General features: G+C 75.0%; 16 protein-coding genes. 5 read left to right on the forward strand and 11 right to left on the reverse strand.

Annotated features, from left to right (window positions below; genetic code table 11):
- Positions 1 to 12: 12 nt before the first annotated feature.
- The gene (locus AQJ30_RS18185; RefSeq protein ID WP_067235017.1) at positions 13 to 513 is read right to left on the reverse strand and encodes a ribonuclease FAU-1 family protein; all 501 of its coding nucleotides are present in this window, start codon (positions 511 to 513) and stop codon (positions 13 to 15) included.
- Complete coding sequence (locus tag AQJ30_RS18190; protein ID WP_067235019.1) at positions 494 to 1,423, reverse strand: GNAT family N-acetyltransferase; 930 nt, start codon at positions 1,421 to 1,423, stop codon at positions 494 to 496. The genes AQJ30_RS18185 and AQJ30_RS18190 overlap by 20 nt, the downstream gene beginning before the upstream one ends.
- 71 nt (positions 1,424 to 1,494) lie before the next feature.
- On the opposite strand from AQJ30_RS18190, the gene AQJ30_RS18195 reads away from it, so the two are divergent.
- Entirely contained in the window at positions 1,495 to 1,866 is a 372-nt protein-coding gene (locus AQJ30_RS18195; RefSeq protein ID WP_067235022.1) for a GntR family transcriptional regulator, read from the forward strand.
- A 44-nt stretch (positions 1,867 to 1,910) separates the two neighbouring features.
- Here AQJ30_RS18195 and AQJ30_RS18200 read toward each other — a convergent pair whose 3' ends face one another.
- A complete protein-coding gene (locus AQJ30_RS18200) occupies positions 1,911 to 2,678 on the reverse strand; it encodes a DUF72 domain-containing protein (RefSeq protein ID WP_067235025.1) in 768 nt (255 codons plus the stop codon).
- A 16-nt stretch (positions 2,679 to 2,694) separates the two neighbouring features.
- The gene (locus AQJ30_RS18205) at positions 2,695 to 3,789 is read right to left on the reverse strand and encodes a DUF5925 domain-containing protein (protein WP_067235747.1); all 1,095 of its coding nucleotides are present in this window, start codon (positions 3,787 to 3,789) and stop codon (positions 2,695 to 2,697) included.
- 209 nt (positions 3,790 to 3,998) lie between these two features.
- Between AQJ30_RS18205 and AQJ30_RS18210 the strand changes: the two genes are divergently transcribed.
- Positions 3,999 to 4,805 (forward strand): SGNH/GDSL hydrolase family protein, encoded by an 807-nt coding sequence (locus tag AQJ30_RS18210; protein ID WP_067235028.1) that lies wholly within the window; start codon positions 3,999 to 4,001, stop codon positions 4,803 to 4,805.
- On the opposite strand, the gene AQJ30_RS18215 is transcribed toward AQJ30_RS18210, so the two are convergent.
- From AQJ30_RS18215 to AQJ30_RS18230, 4 genes are all read right to left on the reverse strand, one after another.
- Entirely contained in the window at positions 4,775 to 6,514 is a 1,740-nt protein-coding gene (locus AQJ30_RS18215; protein WP_079084132.1) for a serine/threonine-protein kinase, read from the reverse strand. The two genes, AQJ30_RS18210 and AQJ30_RS18215, sit on opposite strands and share 31 nt — an antisense overlap.
- Positions 6,515 to 6,529: 15 nt before the next feature.
- On the reverse strand, positions 6,530 to 8,191 hold the full coding sequence (locus tag AQJ30_RS18220) for a nickel transporter (protein ID WP_067235030.1): 1,662 nt from the start codon (positions 8,189 to 8,191) through the stop codon (positions 6,530 to 6,532).
- Positions 8,188 to 9,738, reverse strand: coding sequence for a tetratricopeptide repeat protein (locus AQJ30_RS18225; RefSeq protein ID WP_425424155.1), 1,551 nt, complete (start codon positions 9,736 to 9,738; stop codon positions 8,188 to 8,190). Before AQJ30_RS18225 ends, AQJ30_RS18220 begins: the two co-directional genes overlap by 4 nt.
- 356 nt (positions 9,739 to 10,094) lie before the next feature.
- Positions 10,095 to 11,609 carry a DUF4331 domain-containing protein gene (locus AQJ30_RS18230; protein WP_079084133.1) on the reverse strand — a complete coding sequence of 505 codons (1,515 nt, stop codon included), beginning with the start codon at positions 11,607 to 11,609 and terminating at the stop codon, positions 10,095 to 10,097.
- Positions 11,610 to 11,816: 207 nt separating this feature from the next.
- Between AQJ30_RS18230 and AQJ30_RS18235 the strand changes: the two genes are divergently transcribed.
- The 3 genes from AQJ30_RS18235 (at position 11,817) to AQJ30_RS18245 (ending at position 13,567) form a co-directional block, all read left to right on the forward strand.
- Entirely contained in the window at positions 11,817 to 12,359 is a 543-nt protein-coding gene (locus tag AQJ30_RS18235) for a sigma-70 family RNA polymerase sigma factor (protein WP_067235035.1), read from the forward strand.
- Positions 12,356 to 13,165: an anti-sigma factor gene (locus AQJ30_RS18240; RefSeq protein ID WP_067235036.1), complete on the forward strand. Its 810-nt coding sequence runs from the start codon at positions 12,356 to 12,358 to the stop codon at positions 13,163 to 13,165. The genes AQJ30_RS18235 and AQJ30_RS18240 overlap by 4 nt, the downstream gene beginning before the upstream one ends.
- Before the next feature lie 126 nt (positions 13,166 to 13,291).
- Positions 13,292 to 13,567 (forward strand): hypothetical protein, encoded by a 276-nt coding sequence (locus tag AQJ30_RS18245; RefSeq protein WP_067235038.1) that lies wholly within the window; start codon positions 13,292 to 13,294, stop codon positions 13,565 to 13,567.
- 10 nt (positions 13,568 to 13,577) lie between these two features.
- Here the strand turns inward: AQJ30_RS18245 and AQJ30_RS18250 are convergent, their stop codons facing one another.
- From AQJ30_RS18250 to AQJ30_RS18260, 3 genes are all read right to left on the reverse strand, one after another.
- Positions 13,578 to 14,840, reverse strand: coding sequence for a CaiB/BaiF CoA transferase family protein (locus tag AQJ30_RS18250; RefSeq protein ID WP_245726985.1), 1,263 nt, complete (start codon positions 14,838 to 14,840; stop codon positions 13,578 to 13,580).
- 58 nt (positions 14,841 to 14,898) lie between these two features.
- On the reverse strand, positions 14,899 to 16,050 hold the full coding sequence (locus tag AQJ30_RS18255) for a type ISP restriction/modification enzyme (RefSeq protein WP_067235041.1): 1,152 nt from the start codon (positions 16,048 to 16,050) through the stop codon (positions 14,899 to 14,901).
- Between the two features lie 71 nt (positions 16,051 to 16,121).
- Positions 16,122 to 16,868, reverse strand: coding sequence for a GntR family transcriptional regulator (locus tag AQJ30_RS18260; RefSeq protein ID WP_067235044.1), 747 nt, complete (start codon positions 16,866 to 16,868; stop codon positions 16,122 to 16,124).
- Between the last annotated feature and the right edge of the window lie 38 nt (positions 16,869 to 16,906).

The raw sequence follows: 16,906 nt of genomic DNA on the forward strand, positions 1-16,906 counted from the left end.
GGTCCGTGTCCGTCAGCGCAGGAGCGCCTCGAAGCCGCCCTCCAGGGCGCGGGCCTCCAGTTCGGCCAGGGCCGCCCGTGCGGCGGCCGCGGCCGCCGGGTCGCGGTCGGCGAGGCCGCTCTCCTCGAACTCGTCCTCGTCCAGCCGCCGTACGTCGCTGCCGTCGGCCGACCGCCACAGGTCCAGGTCCAGGTCCTCCACGACCAGGTCCGTGCCGGTCAGCACGGCCGGACGCGTGATGTCGCAGTACCAGCCCTTGAGGGTGCCCGACCCGTCCCTGACCTCCTTCACGGAGTACCAGCGGTCGCGCCAGTAGTACTCGGTGAACACGTCCCCGGCCTCGAAGCGCACGAAGCCGAAGTCGCGCACCCCGTCACCGGCCCAGGGGGCGCGGACCGCGAGGCGCGTGCCGTCGTCGTGCAGCAGCTCCGCCGCGTACCGGATCTTCGTCCGCCCGGCCTTGACCAGGATGACGTCCAGCGTGCGGGCGCCCTCAGGCGAGTTCGCGGACATGCCGTACCTCCGTCGCGCAGACCTCGTAGCCGAACCACCGGTTGATCGCGAGCATCGGCCCGTTCTCCGCGTCGTTGCCCGTGTACGCCTGCGTGTACCCGGCCGCGCGGGCCCGGTGGAGGGAGTGGCCCTTCGCCAGCTTGGCCAGGCCCCGGCCGCGGAAGGCGCGGGCGGTGCCCGTCATCGCCGTCTGGTACTGCGTGCGTCCGTCGGTGTGGGCCACGCTGAAGGCGACCGCGCGGCCGTCGGCCACGGCGACCGAGGTCAGCTCCGGGTCCAGCATCGGGTGCCGGAAGTACTCCTCGACCCACGCCTCGTAGTCGGCGAACTCGGCGTCCACGTCGCTCGGTTCGTCCTGCACGCACTCCGCGTCCAGCCGGAACAGCGGGCGCGGGTCGTCGGCGAAGTCGGCCGCGGTGCGCAGCTCCACGCCGGCCGGCGGGTCCGGCAGCGGCGGCAGCGGGGTACGGGCCAGGTCCAGGCGCAGGAAGCGGGCGGGACGGCTCGCCCGGTAGCCCTGCCGCTGCGCGAACTCCCGGTGCCCCGGCTCGTCCAGGACCCAGGAGTACACCGTGCGCACGCCGTGCGCGGCCAGGTGCTCCTCGCCCGCGCGCACCAGCAGCGTGCCCGCCCCGCGGTGGCGCCGCTCGGGGTGCACGCACACGTTGACGGAGCCCACGCCCGGCTCGGGACTGTCGTGGGCGACACCCACCTGCGCGGTGCCGATGATCTCGCCGTCCTCCTCGGCGACCAGCCGGCGCACCCGGGCGTCCGGGTGGGCGTGGGCGAGGTCGTGGAGCACGGACTCGGGCGTGGCGAGCAGGTACGGCAGGACCAGCCGCCGCACGTCGGTGAACCCCTCCGCGTCGCTGCGCACGCCGGGACGCAGGTCCCGCACGATGACGTTCATGGGAGCGCACGCTACGTCCGCCCGCGTCCGGCCGCCTCCGAATTTCCGGCCCGGTGCGGGACAATCGCTGCGTGACCTTGAAGATCGACATCGATGAGGGTGCCGCCCCGCCGTACGAGCAGGTGCGCGCGCAGATCTCCGCACAGGCGCGCTCCGGGGCGCTGCCGGTGGGCTACCGGCTGCCGACGGTGCGGGGGCTGGCCGAGTCGCTGGGGCTGGCGGTGAACACCGTCGCGAAGGCGTACCGGGCGCTGGAGGCGGACGGGGTGATCGAGACGCGGGGCCGCAACGGCACGTACGTCGCCGCCGCGGGCCAGGCCGCGGAGCGCGAACTGGCCGCGGCCGCCCAGGCGTACGCCGACCGGGCCCGCCGCCTGGGCCTGGACGGGCAGGCGGCCCTCGCGGCCGTCCGCGACGCCCTGCGGGCCGCCTACGGGGAGTGAGGTCCTCCGTGGCCCACGGTGAAGTGCGCTGAGCCAGAGGTGAGTCAGGCGGTCGGGGTGAACTCCACTCGCGTCGGGTGCAGCCCCGCCCTCCGCGCCGCCCGCGCGAACGTGTGGGCGTTGTGGATCGCCGCGCCGCCGGGGTCGTTGTTGAAGTAGGCGTGGACGTCGGCCCCGGCGGACCAGGTCGTGGCGATGCGGTCCAGCCAGGTCTCCAGGGACCGGCGCCCGTAGTGCGGCCAGGGCCGGGCCAGGCCCTCGTGGAAGCGGACGTAGCCCCAGTCGGTGGTGCGCCACAGCGGGGTCGCCGGGCGGGCGCGGGCGTCCGCCCAGCACAGGGCCGCGCCCCGGGCCTCCAGGACCGAGCGGACGGCCGGGGTCCACCAGGACGCGTGCCGGGGCTCCACGGCCACCCGGGTGCCCGCCGGGAAGCGGGACAGGCACCGGTCCAGCAGGGCGGGGTCCGCCTGGAGCGTGGGCGGGAGCTGGAGCAGGACCGGGCCGAGGCGGGGGCCGAGCCCCGCCGCGTGGGTCATCAGGCGCTCCACCGGCTCCTCGGGGTCCTTCAGCCGCTTGATGTGGGTCAGGTAGCGGCTCGCCTTGACCGCGACCACGAAGTCCGGCGGGACCCGCCCGGCCCAGGACGCGAAGGTCTCCCGCGAGGGCAGCCGGTAGAAGGCGTTGTTGATCTCGACCGTGGCGAAGTGCGTCGCGTACTCCTCCAGCCAGAGCCGCGTGGGCACCTCCGGCGGGTACAGCACGCCCTTCCAGTCCTTGTACTGCCAACCGGAGGTGCCGACGAACAGGGGCATGGCCCCATGAAAGCACCTACAGGTACAGGCCCGCGTCCGCGCCGCCCCGCGGTTCGGGCAGCGACGTCGGGGAGGTGCCCCGGCGCAGCGCGTACAGCTCCGCCAGCGTCGCGCCCTCGCGGCCGACGCCCTCCTCCGTGCCCAGCCAGCGCACGGCCTCCGCCTGGGTGAGCCGGCCGACCTCGATGCGCGCCAGGCAGCGGCCGGGCCGGACCACGGCCGGGTGCAGGCGTTCCAGGTCCTCGTTGGTGGTGACGCCGACCAGGACGTTGCGCCCCTGGCCGAGCAGGCCGTCGGTGAGGTTCAGCAGCCGGGACAGCGCCTGGCCCGCGGTGTGCTTCGCCTCGCCGCGGATCAGCTCGTCGCAGTCCTCCAGGAGCAGCAGCCGCCAGCGGCCCTTGCCGGTGGAGTCGTCCTCGCCGATGGCGATGTCCATCAGGTAGCCGACGTCGCTGAACAGCCGCTCCGGGTCCAGCACGCAGTCCACCTGGCACCACTCCCGCCAGGAGCGGGCCAGGGTGCGCAGCGCGGAGGTCTTGCCGGTGCCCGGCGGGCCGTGCAGCAGGAGCAGCCGCCCGGCGATGTCCTCGGGGGTGGTCGCCATCAGCCGGTCCATCGCGTCGGCCACGGGCGCGGTGTAGTTCTCCCGCACCTCGTCCCAGGTGCCGGCGGAGATCTGACGGGTCGTGCGGTGCGGGCCCCGGCGCGGGGAGACGTACCAGAAGCCCATCGTCACGTTCTCCGGCTGCGGTTCGGGCTCGTCCGTCGCGCCGTCGGTGGCCTGGTCCAGCACCTTCGCGGCCAGTTCGGCGCTGGTCGCGGTCACCGTGACGTCGGCGCCGCGGCTCCAGCGGGAGATCAGCAGCGTCCAGCCGTCGCCCTCGGCGAGGGTGGCGCTGCGGTCGTCGTCGCGCGCGACGCGCAGCACCCGGGCGTCGGGTGGCAGCAGGGTCGCGCCGGAGCGCACCCGGTCGATGTTCACCGCGTGCGAGAACGGCTGCTCGCCCGTCGCGAAGCGGCCGAGGAACAGCGCGTCGACGACGTCGGACGGCGAGTCGGAGTCGTCGACGTTGAGCCGGATCGGCAGAGCGTCGTGTGGGTGCGCAGACATGCCGCCCATGATCGGGCACGCGGGCCCCGTGTGCACCCGGTTTCCACGGTCCGTACGGTGTGTCGGCTTCGTCCTGACATGCCGACTATGCCGACTGACGTGTAGTCATCTGATGATCGGTCAACATGTTTTTTGGCATGGACACTTCCTGTCAACACGCGTAGCTGCTACCAAAGTTGTGAGCAGAGATCCTGCTAAAGGGAGGTTCCATGAGACGTTCCCGAATCGCGGCATTCGTCAGCTCCGTCCTCCTCGCCGCCGGCGCCACCCTCACCGGCGCCCTCACGGCACAGGCATCCCAACTCGCCGCCACCGGCGGCTACGTGGCCCTCGGCGACTCCTACTCGTCCGGCGTCGGCGCGGGCAGCTACATCAGCTCCAGCGGCGACTGCAAGCGCAGCACCAAGGCGTACCCCTACCTCTGGAACGCCGCCCACGCACCCTCCTCGTTCACGTTCGCGGCCTGCTCGGGCGCCCGAACGGATGAAGTTCTGGCGAGTCAGCTCGGCGGGCTCTCCACCTCCACCGGCCTGGTCTCGATCAGCATCGGCGGCAACGACGCCGGTTTCGCCGACGTCATGACCACCTGCGTGACCAGCTCCGACAGCACCTGCATCTCCCGCATCAACACCGCCCGGGCGTACGTCGCGTCGACGCTGCCCGGCAAGCTCGACACCGTCTACTCGGCGATCAGCTCCAAGGCCCCCAACGCCCACGTGGTCGTGCTCGGCTACCCCCGCTTCTACCAGCTCGGCACCACCTGCATCGGACTGTCGGAGACCAAGCGCAAGGCCATCAACGACGCGTCCGACTACCTCGACAGCACGGTCGCCGGCCGTGCCGCCGCCCACGGCTTCGTCTTCGGCGACGTGCGCTCCACCTTCACCGGCCACGAGATCTGCTCCGGCGACTCCTGGCTGCACAGCGTGAACTGGCTCAACATCGGCGAGTCCTACCACCCCACCGCGGCCGGCCAGTCGGGCGGCTACCTCCCCGTGCTCAACGCCAACGACTGATCCGGAGCAGAACCCGCGGCGGCACCCGCAGCAGAGCCCGCAGCTGAACCCGCGGGGGATGCCGAAGCGGAACCAGAAGCAGAACCCGAAGCAGAAGGGGAGGCCCCGTCCGACGGGGTCTCCGTCTCGCACGTCAGCGAGACCGGCACCTCGTTCGAGGTCACCCGCCGGGGCTCGCGCACCTCCACCCGCACCGCGTCGCGGTACGTCCCCTCGCGCGCCCCGGTGGTCACGACCACCCGGTCCTGCTGCGACCGGTCGTCGCCCTCCCGGAACCGGAGCGTCCTCCAGCCGTCCGCCAGGACCCGCCCGTCGCGGGTCACCCAGCGGTAGTCGACCTCGGCCGGCAGCCGACCCACCGTGATCGTCGCCGTGAAGGCGGGCGCCCGCTCGTCCGCGGGCGGACAGCTCCCGGAGTAGTCGGTGTGCGCGCCGGTGACCACCACCGCGACGGACTGCGGAGCGCCGGCGCCGGTGGACAACCCGCTCGGCGAGGGGCTCGGCTGCTCCCCCTCCCCCGTGCTCCTCGTGCCGGTCGCCGGGGCCGGACCCGTCCGCCCGGTCGAGCCGGTCGTCCCGCCCGTCCGTGAGCCGTCGTCGCCGTGCAGCAGCGCGTACGTCAGCCCGGCCACGGCCAGCGCGAGGGCGAGCACCCCCACGATCAGCACCGCCGCCGAACGCCGCTCCCGGCGGGAGTCGTCCTCGCCGTCCACCGGGTCCGTGCAGGCGGGCACCGAGGGGGCCGTGTACGCCGCGGGCCCCCGCTCGCGCACCGGCTCGGTGCGTGCCGTGGGCGGGAGCGGCGCGGCCCACAGGGCGTCGGCCCGTACCGTCCCGGACCGCGTGGGGGCACCGCCCGCCGCGACGACCCGCAGGTCCCGCTCCGCCGCCTCGGCCGTCAGCCGCTCGGCGGGGTCCTTGCGCAGCAGCCCTTCGATCACCGGCGCCAGCGGTCCGGCCCGCCGCGGCGCGGGCAACTGCTCGTCGACGATCGCCCGCAGGGTGCTCAGCGGGGTGTGCTGCCGGAACGGGGAGGCGCCCTCCACCGCCGCGTACAGCAGCACGCCGAGCGACCACAGGTCCGACTCGGGGCCCGGGGTCCGCCCCAGCGCCCGCTCCGGCGCGAGGAACTCCGGGGAGCCGATGACCTCCCCGGTCATCGTCAGCGCGGAACTCCCCTCGACGGTCGCGATGCCGAAGTCGGTGAGGACGACCCGGTCATCGTTCGACAGCAGCACGTTGGCCGGCTTCACGTCCCGGTGCAGCACCCCCGCCGCGTGCGCGGCGCGCAGCGCGGCCAGCACCTCGGCGCCGATGTACGCGGCCCGCCGCGGCGACAACGGCCCCTCGGCGTCCAGCACTTCGGCCAGGGAGATGCCGCGCACCAGCTCCATGACGATCCAGGGCCGCCCGTCCTCGGTGGCCACGTCGTACACCGTCACCACGTTGCGGTGCGCCACCCGGGCCGCCGCCCACGCCTCGCGCTCCAGCCGGGTGTACATCCGTTCCACGTCCGAGGCCGGCAGCCCGGCGGGCGCGCGCACCTCCTTGACGGCCACCTCGCGGTGCAGTACCTCGTCGCGGGCCCGCCACACCGTGCCCATGCCGCCCTCGCCGAGCGGGGACACCAGCCGGTACCGGCCGGCGACCAGACGCTCACTGCCCGGTGCTTCGGACACGGCCGCCCCCTCTTCGCGCCCCCGCGCCATCCTCCCCAAAGTAGCTCAACCGAGTACGGATGCCGCCCCCTTGAACACCAGTCCGGCCCCGAGGGCCACGACCACGAGCGCCGACCACAGCGGTGCGCCGCGGCGCACGGCCGTGACCAGCGGGTGGGCCGTACGGCGCGGGTGCCGGTCCAGGAACCGGGTCACACCCCCGCCGAGGCGGACCACCGCGAACCCCGCCGCGGTGAGCGTGAGCGCGAGCCCGACGCCGTACGCCACGACGAGCAGCAGCCCGAACCACGCGTGCCCGAGCGCCGCCGCGCCGACCAGCACGACGACCGCGGACGGACTGGGCACCAGCCCCCCGGCGAACCCGAGGAGCAGCGTGCCGCGGAGGGTGGGGGCGGTGGGGTGGGAGTGGGTGACCCCGCCGTGGGTGTGGGTGTGGGTGTGGGGGTGCGGGTGCGGGTCGGGGTGCGCGTGCGGGTGTTCGCTGGGGTCGTGGGGGTGCGGGGGCGTGGGGGCGGGTCGGTGGGGGAGTCCGGTGGGCGCGCCCGCCAGGGCGAGGGCGCGGGGTGCGGGGGAGGGGGCGGGAGCGGGCGCCGGCGTGTGCTCCGGCTCGTGGGGGTGCGGGTGGTCGTGGGGGTGCGGGTGGTCGTGGGTGTGCGAAGGGCCGTGTCCGGTGCCCCGGTTGCGCCAGGCGCGGCGGACGAGGCCGGCGCCGGCCAGCAGGACCAGCGCGCCGCTGGCCAGGCCGAGCCAGGCGATCACCGAGGGGGCCGCGGCCGAGCCCGCGGTGACGAGGAGGCCCAGGGCGACCACGCCGAGGGTGTGGGTCACGGTCACCGACGCGGCCAGCGGCAGGACGTCCCGGAAGCGGGCCCGGCCGCCGCGGGCCGCCGCCGTCGCGGCCATCAGGGTCTTGCCGTGGCCCGGCGCGAGCGCGTGCAGCGCGCCCAGGCCCACCGCGATGACGAGGGCCAGGGCGGCGAAGCCCACCGTCAGGTCGTGGCGGGCCACGAGGCCGTCGAGCGCCCGGGTCCAGCGGTCGGCGCCCCGGGGCAGCACGGACGCGGCGGGCGCGTCACGCCCGTCCTCCACCAGGGCGGGCCCGCCGGGCCGCACGCGCAGCGCGGCGGTCGCGGTGTCGGCGGGTGAGGAGAGCAACTCCTTCGGGTAGCGGGTGAGTTCGTGCGACACGGAGGACGTCGGTACGTCACTGGCGGTGAGCGTCGTCCGGTCGCCCCGCGCGGTGATCTCCCGCCAGCCGGGCCCGGTGGTGGCGCCCGCGCTGTGGAAGGCCAGGGCGACGGGGGCGTCCAGGGGCAGCGGCGTGGTGAGCCGGCACTCCACGCGCAGGGTGTCCAGCCCGGCCTGCCCGGGGCGTACGACGGCCCGCGCGGCCGTGGCCGTCAGGCGGACGGTGCGGCCGTCCACGGTGAGGCGGCTGCCGGAGGCGGCCGTGGCGCACCGCTGCCCCGCCCAGGCGCTCATCCCGAGCCGCCGGATGTCGGGCCGTGCCTGGGTGGCGGGGATCTCGGCGAGGTCCTCCACGTGGTCGACGCGGAGCGTGCCGGGGGCGGCGACGAGGCCGTCGTAGCGGTTGACGGTGAAGTTGCCGAGGGGGTGCGCGCTCGCGGTGGTGGGCGGGACGAGTGCGAGCGCGCACCCGGTCAGGAGGACGGCCGCGGCCGAGGCGAGGAAGCGGCGGGGGGTCACCGGCCGCCCTCCGTCGTCCGGGGCGCCGTGTGCGCCGGCGGTGCGGTCAGTGCGGTCAGTGCGGTCAGTGCGGTCAGGGTGGAGCGGGCCGTGCGGGCGCCCAGCGGGGAGAAGCCCGGGTTCAGCTCCAGTGCGGCGGTGAGGTGGGTGCGGGCCGCGGCGGCGTGGCCGGTGGCGCGCTCGATCATGCCGAGGTGGTACAGGAAACCCGCGTTGCGGTACCCGGTGGCCGTTGCCTGCCGGGCGTACCCGAGGGCCTCGGCGTCGCGGCCGTTGACGTGGAGTGCCCAGGCGAGGGCGTCGGCGGTGTGCACGGTGTGGCGGCGCGCCCACTCGGCGCGGGCGGCGCGCAGGGCGGCCGCCCGGTCGCCGTGGTCGGCGGCGGCCAGGGCGGTGTCCAGGTCGACGTCGACGCCGTTGGCGCGGGCGAGGTCGGTCCAGGCGTCGACCAGCGCGTACTGGTCGCGGGCCCGGTCCGCGTCACCGGCCGCGCCACGGGCCTCGTACAGCTCCCCGAGGGCCACCAGCGGGCCGGGCAGCGGGTACCGGGCGACGACCGCCTCCAGCCCCTTGACGGCTTCCTCCCGCCGGCCGCTCGCCGCCTGGGCGCGGGCGCGGCCCTCCAGCGCGGGCAGGTAGCCGTCGTCGGCGGCGAGGGCGCGGGCGTAGTGGGCGAGGGCGGTGGGGTAGTCGCCCTGGTTCCAGGCGAGTTGGCCGAGCTGGGTGGCGACGTAGGCGATGTCGCCGGGGCCGGTGGCCCCGTCGAGCGCCTGGGTGAGGACGCGGCGGGCGGTGGTGACGTCCCCGCGCAGCTCGTGCGCGTAGGCGTAGCGGGTGAACACCGGGATGCCGGGGCGACGGGCGTCGGCGGTCCCGGCCGCCTTCGACGCGTCGGCGTAGCGGCCGAGTTCGACGAGGGCGTCGATGCGGGTGCACAGGGCGCGCTCGTTGTAGGGGTTCCGCTCCAGGGCCCGGTCGGCGTCGGTCAGGGCGCCCCGGAAGTCGTGCCGGGCGGCGGCGAGGGCGGCCAGGCCGGCGAGCGCCTGGTCGTTGTCGGCGCGCAGGGAGAGGGAGGTGTCGAACGCCTTGCGGGCCTGCGGGTACCGGGAGGGGTCGCCCTGGGTGCGGGCCTGCTCGACGTAGGCGAGCCCGAGGGTGGCCCAGCTGCCGAAGTCCCGTGGCTGGGTGCGCAGGTGGGCCTGGAGCGAGGTGACCCCGGCGTCCAGGTCGCCGCCGGCGAGCAGCCCCGGCGACACGGCCGCCGACGTGGCCACGGCCCGGCCCCCGCCGTCCCGCAGGGCCCCGACCGCGACGGCCCCGGCGGTCATCGCCACGGCCAGCAGGGCGGCACAGGCACCGAGCTGCACGGCCCGCCACCGCCGCCCCGCGGCCCCGACCCGCCGCACGGCGGCGACCCGCGGATCGACAGCGGGGGCGTCGGGCGCCGGGGCTGGGTCCGGCCCGGGGTGACTCACCTGCGCGGGCGGCGTGTTGGCGCCGGTGTCCGTCCCGTCCGTCTCGTCCATCCCCTCCGTCCCTGCCACCATGGGCGTCTCCACGTCGGCGTCCGCCCCGCGCTCCGTCGCACCAGCGTCCGCCCCGGGTGCGGGTGCCGCTGTCGGCGCCCCCTCCGTCGCGGCGTCCGCGACGTCCGTGGCGTCCGCAGCGGTCGGCCGTACCGGTCGTCGCCCGGAGTGCGTCCCGCCGTCGTTCATCTCGGGGGCCATGCCCTCTCCGCCCTCTCCTGGATCTGCCTTGCCTGCCTGCAGTCGCTCGGTGGCGCGGCCCGCGCCGTGGGGGATGGAGGATCGCGCGGGCCGCGCCGGACGAGGGGCCGGGGAGGTGCAGGAGGCTCCCCGGCCCGGTTCGCGGGGGCCGGTCGGGACCGGCCCCGGGGTGCGGTCTAGTACGCGCGGCCCCGCGTACGGCGCCACCACAGCAGGCCGCCGCCGACGAGGAGGATGCCCGCCGCTCCGGCACCGGCGGACGCGGCGATCAGCGGGGTGTCCGAGGTGGAGGAGCCGGTGAGGGCGTCGCCGAGCTGGCTGCGGACGGCGGCGTCGGTCTTGGCGGTCGAGCCGCGCGAACCCTCGGTCGGCAGGGCGACGTAGGGGAAGGACTTCTCGAAGTCCTTGTCGTTCTTGTCGACGGCGTCGCCCAAGTCGTTCTTCGAACCGACCAGTTCGCCCTCGACGACCTGGAGCGAGGCGTCGATCACGTCGTCGGTGAGCCGGCGGCCGTTGGGGAAGCCCGCGTTGTCGCCGTCGAGGACGCCGAGCCGCTTGGGGTGCATCGTCGGCTTGACGGAGGTGTTCAGGCGCAGTTCCTCGGCCGGCGTCACGTACGGCGGCTGGTTGAGGCCCTTGACGCCCTTGAGGAACACGTCGACGAGGTCGTTGCGCGGCTCGGTCGGGGCCTTGATCTTGTAAATCGCCTCGATGAGCTTGGGCAGCTCGGGGTTGGTGACGTTCTTCAGGAACCGCGCGTCGTCCCGGGGCGTGGACGCGTTGAACGTGTCCTTGTCCTTCAGCGGGTTGACGACCTCGTTGACCAACGGGTTGCCCAGGCGAGAGACCTGCGTGTAGTAGCCCTGCGCGTTCCTGCGCTGGGTGGTGGACCAGATGCCCACCACCGGCTGGTGCGACGACTCGGTGATCAGGTCCGTCGGCAGCTGCAGGGCGATCGAGTTGACGTTGTAGCCCTTGAGGGTGTCGTTGCCGACCTCGGAGAGGTCACCCCCGTACAGCAGGTCGAACACCCGCAGGTCCAGGAAGAACGGGTCGTCGGCCTGGCCGGCGAAGGACTTGGCGCCGTTGGGGAGGTGGTACACCGCCTGGTCGCGCAGCTTGCGGTAGTCCGGCATGGACGCCTTGCCGACGTTCGACGGCGCCACCGGCACGTCGTCCGCGAGCTTGGTGCGGTGCACCTCCTTGCGGCCCTTCAGCTTGACCAGTTCGAGGTCGTAGGTCTGCGTCACGTTGAGGTCCGGGTCGTCCAGGCTCTCGACCGCCCCGGTGTTGTACAGAAACGTCTTCTTGTTCTTCACGTGCGTCTTGAACGTGTAGCGGAACAGCAGGTCGCCCTGGGCGTCGCCGTTGTTGTCGACGTGGATGTCGTACTGCGCGTCCTCGGCGAACGGGAAGAAGTTCGGGCCGCCCGCGGGCTCCTCGAACGGGATCCAGTTCGCGACGATCGTCGTGGTGTCCGGGTGGTCCGGGCTGACGAACGCGTAGAGGTCCGTGTTGTCGTACTGCGGGGTCCCCGAGATCAGCGGGGCCTCCCGGTGGCTGGAGGCGGCCGCCTCCCCGGGGGCCAGCGTGGCCACGCCGGCTGCTGCGAGCGTCCCGGCGGCCAGCGCCCCGCAGATGAGGGTCGCGACGCCCGCGCGTCCCGTGCCGCTCCTGGATATAGGTGTCATGGGTCCGTCCTCAGAGCCGACTTGCCTGTCTGACCGGGCATTCGGAGGGGCGGCGGGAGCGGATTGGTCGGCTCGGAAAATTTTTTCCCGGCCGCCTCCGACCCGCTTTTCGGGGCCGCCGATCCGTAACACCGTCCGGAGGTGTGTGCGTTGCGAATGCCTGGTGTGACGGGACGGGCCGGATGCGGCCGCGGAGAGGGGGACCGCATGGAGGCGGACGAGCTCCTGGTGCTCGTGGCGGGAGGTGACCACACGGCGTTCGAGCGGCTCTACGCACTGGTGTCCGGGCCGGTGTTCGGCCTCGTGCGCCGCGTGGTGCGCGACCCGGCGCAGTCGGAGGAGGTGGCCCAGGAGGTGCTGCTGGAGTGCTGGCGCACCGCCGGCCGCTACGACCCCGGCCGGGGCAGCGCCCTGTCCTGGGTCCTCACCGTCGCCCACCGCCGCGCCGTCGACCGGGTGCGCAGCGCCCGCGCGGCCGGCGAACGCGAGCAGCGCGAGGCCCAGCGGGCCCACCACCCCGCCTTCGACCACGTCACCGAGGAGGTCGAGGCGGGCCTGGAGCGGGAGCGGGTGCGCCGCTGCCTGGACCGGCTGACCGCCCTGCAACGGCAGTCCGTCACCCTCGCCTACTACGACGGCTATACGTACCGTGAAGTGGCCGAGCGGCTCTCGCTGCCGCTGGGCACCGTCAAGACGCGGATGCGCGACGGACTCACGCGGCTGCGCAACTGCCTGGGAGGTGCCGCATGAGCCTGCTCGGCCGACTGCGCCGCGAGGACCTGCACTCGCTGGCCGCGCCCTACGCGCTGGACGCCCTCGAACCCGACGAGCGGCGCCGCTTCGAACGCCACCTGCGGGCCTGCGAGCGGTGCGCCGCCGAGGTGCGGGCGCTGTCCGAGGACGCCGTCCGGCTCGCCTGGTCGACGGCCGCGCCGCCGCCGGCCGCGCTGCGCGACCGGGTGCTCGCCGCCGTACGGGTCACCCCGCAGGAGTCCGCCGCACCGGTGCGCGAGCGCGCGCCCCAACTCCCGCCGCACGTCTGGGGGACGCAGCCGCCGCCGCGCGCCCGCGCCGCCCGGTCCCGCCCGCTGTTCGTGCCGTTCGCCACGGCGACCGCCGCCGCGGCCCTGGTGGTCGCCTCGCTCTTCGCCGTACAGGCGGACCGCACCCGGGACGACCTGGATGCGGCCCAGGCCCGGGCACGTGAGATCGCCCACGTTCTGGCCGCCCCGGACGCCCGCGCGACGGCCGGCCGCGACGCGCAGGGCCGCGGCATCGGCGTGATCGCCTCCGCGTCGGAGGGCCGGGCGGTCGTCACGCTGAGCGGGTACGGCGCCCTGCCGGGCGGCAAGGTGCACCAGCTGTGGCTGATGCGCCCCGCCGCGCCGCCCCGTTCCCTGGGCCTGTTCGAGGGCGACACGCCCTTGGTCGCGACCGGTCTCGACACCTCGGCCACCTCACTCGCTGTGACCGTCGAACCCGACGGGGGATCACCACAGCCCACCAGCCAGCCAGTTGTCCAACTCGCCCTGGAATCGGTTGGATTCGGAGAGTGACCGGAAAGGAGTCGTCAACCCCCTTGCGGGGAAGGTGAATCCTGGGACCGTGATACACGCGTGCCCCCGGGGAGCGATAGGGTTAACCTGCCCGGGCCGGGTGGACTCGTACGGGTGGGGAGTGACATGGAACAGATAACGATGCACAGCAGGGCGAGGGTCCCTGCGATCACCTGCGGGAGCAGCGCGACCAGCTCGCGGCTCGACCGCCACCTCTCGGTGCTCGCGGGGCCCGCCATACCGCAGCGGGAGACCCTCGAGGCGACGTCACTGATGCGGGAACTGACCGCACGCGACCGGCCGCACCAGCGCAGCGACCGGGGCAGGAGGGTGAGCCGCGTCTCACTGTTCGCCCCGCTGCGCCGACTGCGTCGCTCGCTGTTCGGCGGCCACCGGCACTGACCGCCCGCGCTCAGGCGGCCACGCCGTCCCGGCGCAGTGCTGCGATCTCGTCGTCCGTCATCCCCACGGCGCGCAGCACCGCTCCGGTGTGCTCCCCGAGCGCGGGCACGTCACCCATCCGTGCCCGCCCACCCGGCAAGGTGATCGGTGGCAGGAGTGCCCGCAGCGGCCCGACCGGCGTCCCCACCCGTCGCCACCGCTCACGGGCCGCGAGCTGCGGGTGCTCCGCCACCTCGTGCAGGTCCCGCAGGCGCGCGCACGCGATGCCCGCGCCCTCCAGCCGCGCCAGCGCCTCGTCGGTGCCGAGCGCGCCCAGCGCCCGGCCCACCAGGGCGTCGGTGCGCTCCCGGTGGGCCACCCGCGCCGCGTTGGTCGCGAACGCCGGGTCCGTCCCGGCCTCGGGCCGCTCCAGCACCTGTTCCGCCAGCCGCCGCCACTCCCGGTCGTTCTGCACCGACAGCAGCACCCGCCCGCCGTCCGCGGTGGGGTAGGCGTCGTAGGGCGCGATCACCGCGTGCGCGAGGCCGGTGCGCGCCGGGGCGGCGCCCCCGTGCATCGTGTGGTGCAGGGGGTGGCCCATCCACTCCGTGAGCGCGTCCAGCATCGACACCTCCACCGGGCCGCCCCGCCCGGTCACTCCGCGCCGCACCAGCGCCGCCAGCACCCCCGAGAAGGCGTACATGGCCGCCGCGATGTCCGCCGCCGGGATGCCCGCCTTCACCGGCTGCTCCGGCGTCCCGGTCACCGACACCAGACCCGCCTCGCACTGCACGAGCATGTCGTACGCCCGCTTGTGCGCGTACGGGCCCGACGGGCCGTAGCCGGAGATGTCGACGGCGACCAGCCGCGGGTGGGCCGCGCACAGCGTGGCCGCGTCCAGGCCGAGCCGGGCCGCCGCGCCCTGGGCGAGGTTCTGCACGAACACGTCCGCGCCCGCGACGAGCCGCCGGACGACGGCGAGGCCGCGCGGGTCCTTCAGGTCCAGCGCGACGGACTCCTTGCCGCGGTTGCACCACACGAAGTGCGAGGCCAGGCCGCCCGCGGCGGTGTCGTAGCCCCGCGCGAAGTCGCCGCCGTCGATGCGCTCCACCTTGACGACCCGCGCGCCGAGGTCGGCGAGCTGCCGGGTGGCGAAGGGGGCCGCCACCGCCTGCTCGACGGCGACGACGGTGATGCCCTCCAGGGGCAGCGGCTCCGTGGCGGGGCCGGACCCGGCGGAGGCGTGTGTGTGGGCCTGGGCGAACGGCTCGTCGGCGGGGGTGTCGGTGTCCATGGGGTGGATCATGGCCCCCGGCCGGGGCGTTTGTCAGCAGCGGTCCGCCCGGCCCCCCTCACAGCAGGGTGAACTGGCCCGCCGGGCCTTCCTCCTGGTGGTCCAGGACCGACGCCGGGCGGTGGGCCCGCTCCGGGACGGGCAGGACGCCGGCCGCCGTCAGCTCCGCGGCCGTGACCGGGTCGGTCACCTCGATCTCCGCCACCTGCGGGCGCAGTTCGGCCAGCAGGGCCAGGACCGTGATCAGCTCCAGCAGTTCGGACGTCCAGTGCTGCGGCCAGGCCGACGGCCGGAGCGCGGCCAGGGTGCCGGCGGGCGCCGGTGCCGTCCGGGCGGCCAGCCACTGCTCGAGGACCCGCACCCCGCCCGTCTCGTGGTCCCACGCCTCGGGCGGCACCGGGGAGATGCGGCCCTCGTCGAGGTACAGGGCCTCCTCCTCGCGGTCGTAGCGCACGGTCGCCGGGCGCGGCGGGAGCGGGGCGCGGACGTAGGGGCGGCGGCCGCCCGGCAGCCGGGGGCGGTCGCCGTCGCGGCGCATCAGCCACAGGACGCGGTGGCCGAGGGCGACGCCCGCGGCCCACACCTCGGCATCGGCGGTGAGCGGCACGCGGCGGGGCGAGCCGGGGCGGGCCGTGGCGAGGATCCAGGCCGGCACGTCCGCCGGGTCGGGCCGCCGCCCGAGGCGCGCGGTGAGGTGGTCCAGCAGGCCCGGCGCCAGGTTGGGTTCGGAGCCGCCGGGCCGCCGGTACAGCGGGTGTACCCGGCCGGGCCGCAGCAGCGGCAGGTGCGAGGTGGCGAGCAGCGCGTCGCCGTGCTCCACCAGGAACACCTGCCGGTCGTCGGCCACCCGCCACAACTCCGGCCGGGCGGTGTCGATCAGCCGGTGGTCGGGGATCAGCCACTGCTCGTCGAAGGGGGCGAGCAGCACCCGTACCGGCTCCGGACAGGGGCCGGTGGCCCGCGCGAGGGGTTCGGTGCCGGTGGACCGGCCCGGCAGCTGTCCCACCGCCGAGTGGAGCGTGCGGGAGCGGGTCGGCTCGAACAGCGCCGCGCGGTCGGGTCCGGCGGCCTTCAGCAGGGCGTCCCAACGGGCCCTCAGGGACGCCGCGTCGGGGGCCGCCGGCCAGCCCCGGCCGAGCCGCGGCGGTGCGACGGACCACGGCATGAGGTCCGCGAGCAGCGGAGCGTCGTCGTGCGTCACGCACCGCATCGTACGGCAGGGGGCCCCGCCCCCGGCGGGGCGCGGGAGCACTCCACGACCGCCCGCGGCGGCGGCCCGGGTCACGCCTCCAGCGTCACCGTGAAGGAGAACCGGTCCCCCCGGTAGTGGATGACGACCACGTCCAGCACCCGGCCGTCCGCGTCGTACGTCACGCCCGTGTAGTGCAGGATCGGGCTCAGCAGCGGCACCGCGAGCAGCCGGGCCGTCTCCGGGTCGGCGAGCCGGGCCTCGACCGTGTCCGTGATCCGGCCGATGTCCGCCCCGACGACGTCCCGCAGCACCTTGGTCATCGGCCAGCGCAGCAGGTCCTCCGGGTCGATGCGGCCGGCGAGTTCGGGACGCACCCAGTTGCGGGCGTGGTTGGTCGGCTCGCCGGTCTTCTCGTCGCCGCGCAGCCGGTGGTACGTCGCCGCCTCGGCCAGGTCCGGGTAGTACTCGGCGATCTCGGGCGGCAGCGGGGCGGTGCCGTGGCCCAGCAGGGTCGTGACCATGCCGGACTGCTGGGCCACGATCGCGTCGACCGAGCCGAGGAGGCGGACCGGGGCCCCGCGCCGCGCGTCCGGCTCGATGAAGGTGCCCCGGCGGCGGTGCCGGGAGATCAGCCCCTCGTCCTCCAGCTCCTTCAGCGCCTGGCGCATGGTCAGCACGCTCACCCCGTAGTGCTCCGCCAGCTGCTCCTCGGTGGGCAGCCGCAGCGGGTCCTGGGGCGAGCGCCCGAGTATCGAGGCGCGCAGCGACTGCGACACCTGGTACCAGAGCGGCAGCTTGCGGTTCAGGACGATCGAGTCCGGGGCGAAGGAGGTCACGGGCCATCCGTACCGGGAGCGCATCCCCGGCGCAAGCG

The organism is Streptomyces longwoodensis (assembly GCF_001514125.1).
Classification (GTDB): Bacteria; Actinomycetota; Actinomycetes; order Streptomycetales; family Streptomycetaceae; genus Streptomyces; species Streptomyces longwoodensis.

Coding starts and splice junctions, on each gene's coding strand:
- AQJ30_RS18185 (WP_067235017.1), bottom strand. CDS start 513: ATGTCCGCGAACTCGCCTGAGGGCGCCCGCACGCTGGACGTCATCCTG.
- AQJ30_RS18190 (WP_067235019.1), bottom strand. CDS start 1,423: ATGAACGTCATCGTGCGGGACCTGCGTCCCGGCGTGCGCAGCGACGCG.
- AQJ30_RS18200 (WP_067235025.1), bottom strand. CDS start 2,678: ATGCCCCTGTTCGTCGGCACCTCCGGTTGGCAGTACAAGGACTGGAAG.
- AQJ30_RS18205 (WP_067235747.1), bottom strand. CDS start 3,789: ATGTCTGCGCACCCACACGACGCTCTGCCGATCCGGCTCAACGTCGAC.
- AQJ30_RS18210 (WP_067235028.1), top strand. CDS start 3,999: ATGAGACGTTCCCGAATCGCGGCATTCGTCAGCTCCGTCCTCCTCGCC.
- AQJ30_RS18215 (WP_079084132.1), bottom strand. CDS start 6,514: ATGGCGCGGGGGCGCGAAGAGGGGGCGGCCGTGTCCGAAGCACCGGGC.
- AQJ30_RS18225 (WP_425424155.1), bottom strand. CDS start 9,738: ATGGTGGCAGGGACGGAGGGGATGGACGAGACGGACGGGACGGACACC.
- AQJ30_RS18230 (WP_079084133.1), bottom strand. CDS start 11,609: ATGACACCTATATCCAGGAGCGGCACGGGACGCGCGGGCGTCGCGACC.
- AQJ30_RS18235 (WP_067235035.1), top strand. CDS start 11,817: ATGGAGGCGGACGAGCTCCTGGTGCTCGTGGCGGGAGGTGACCACACG.
- AQJ30_RS18240 (WP_067235036.1), top strand. CDS start 12,356: ATGAGCCTGCTCGGCCGACTGCGCCGCGAGGACCTGCACTCGCTGGCC.
- AQJ30_RS18245 (WP_067235038.1), top strand. CDS start 13,292: ATGGAACAGATAACGATGCACAGCAGGGCGAGGGTCCCTGCGATCACC.
- AQJ30_RS18250 (WP_245726985.1), bottom strand. CDS start 14,840: ATGGACACCGACACCCCCGCCGACGAGCCGTTCGCCCAGGCCCACACA.
- AQJ30_RS18255 (WP_067235041.1), bottom strand. CDS start 16,050: ATGCGGTGCGTGACGCACGACGACGCTCCGCTGCTCGCGGACCTCATG.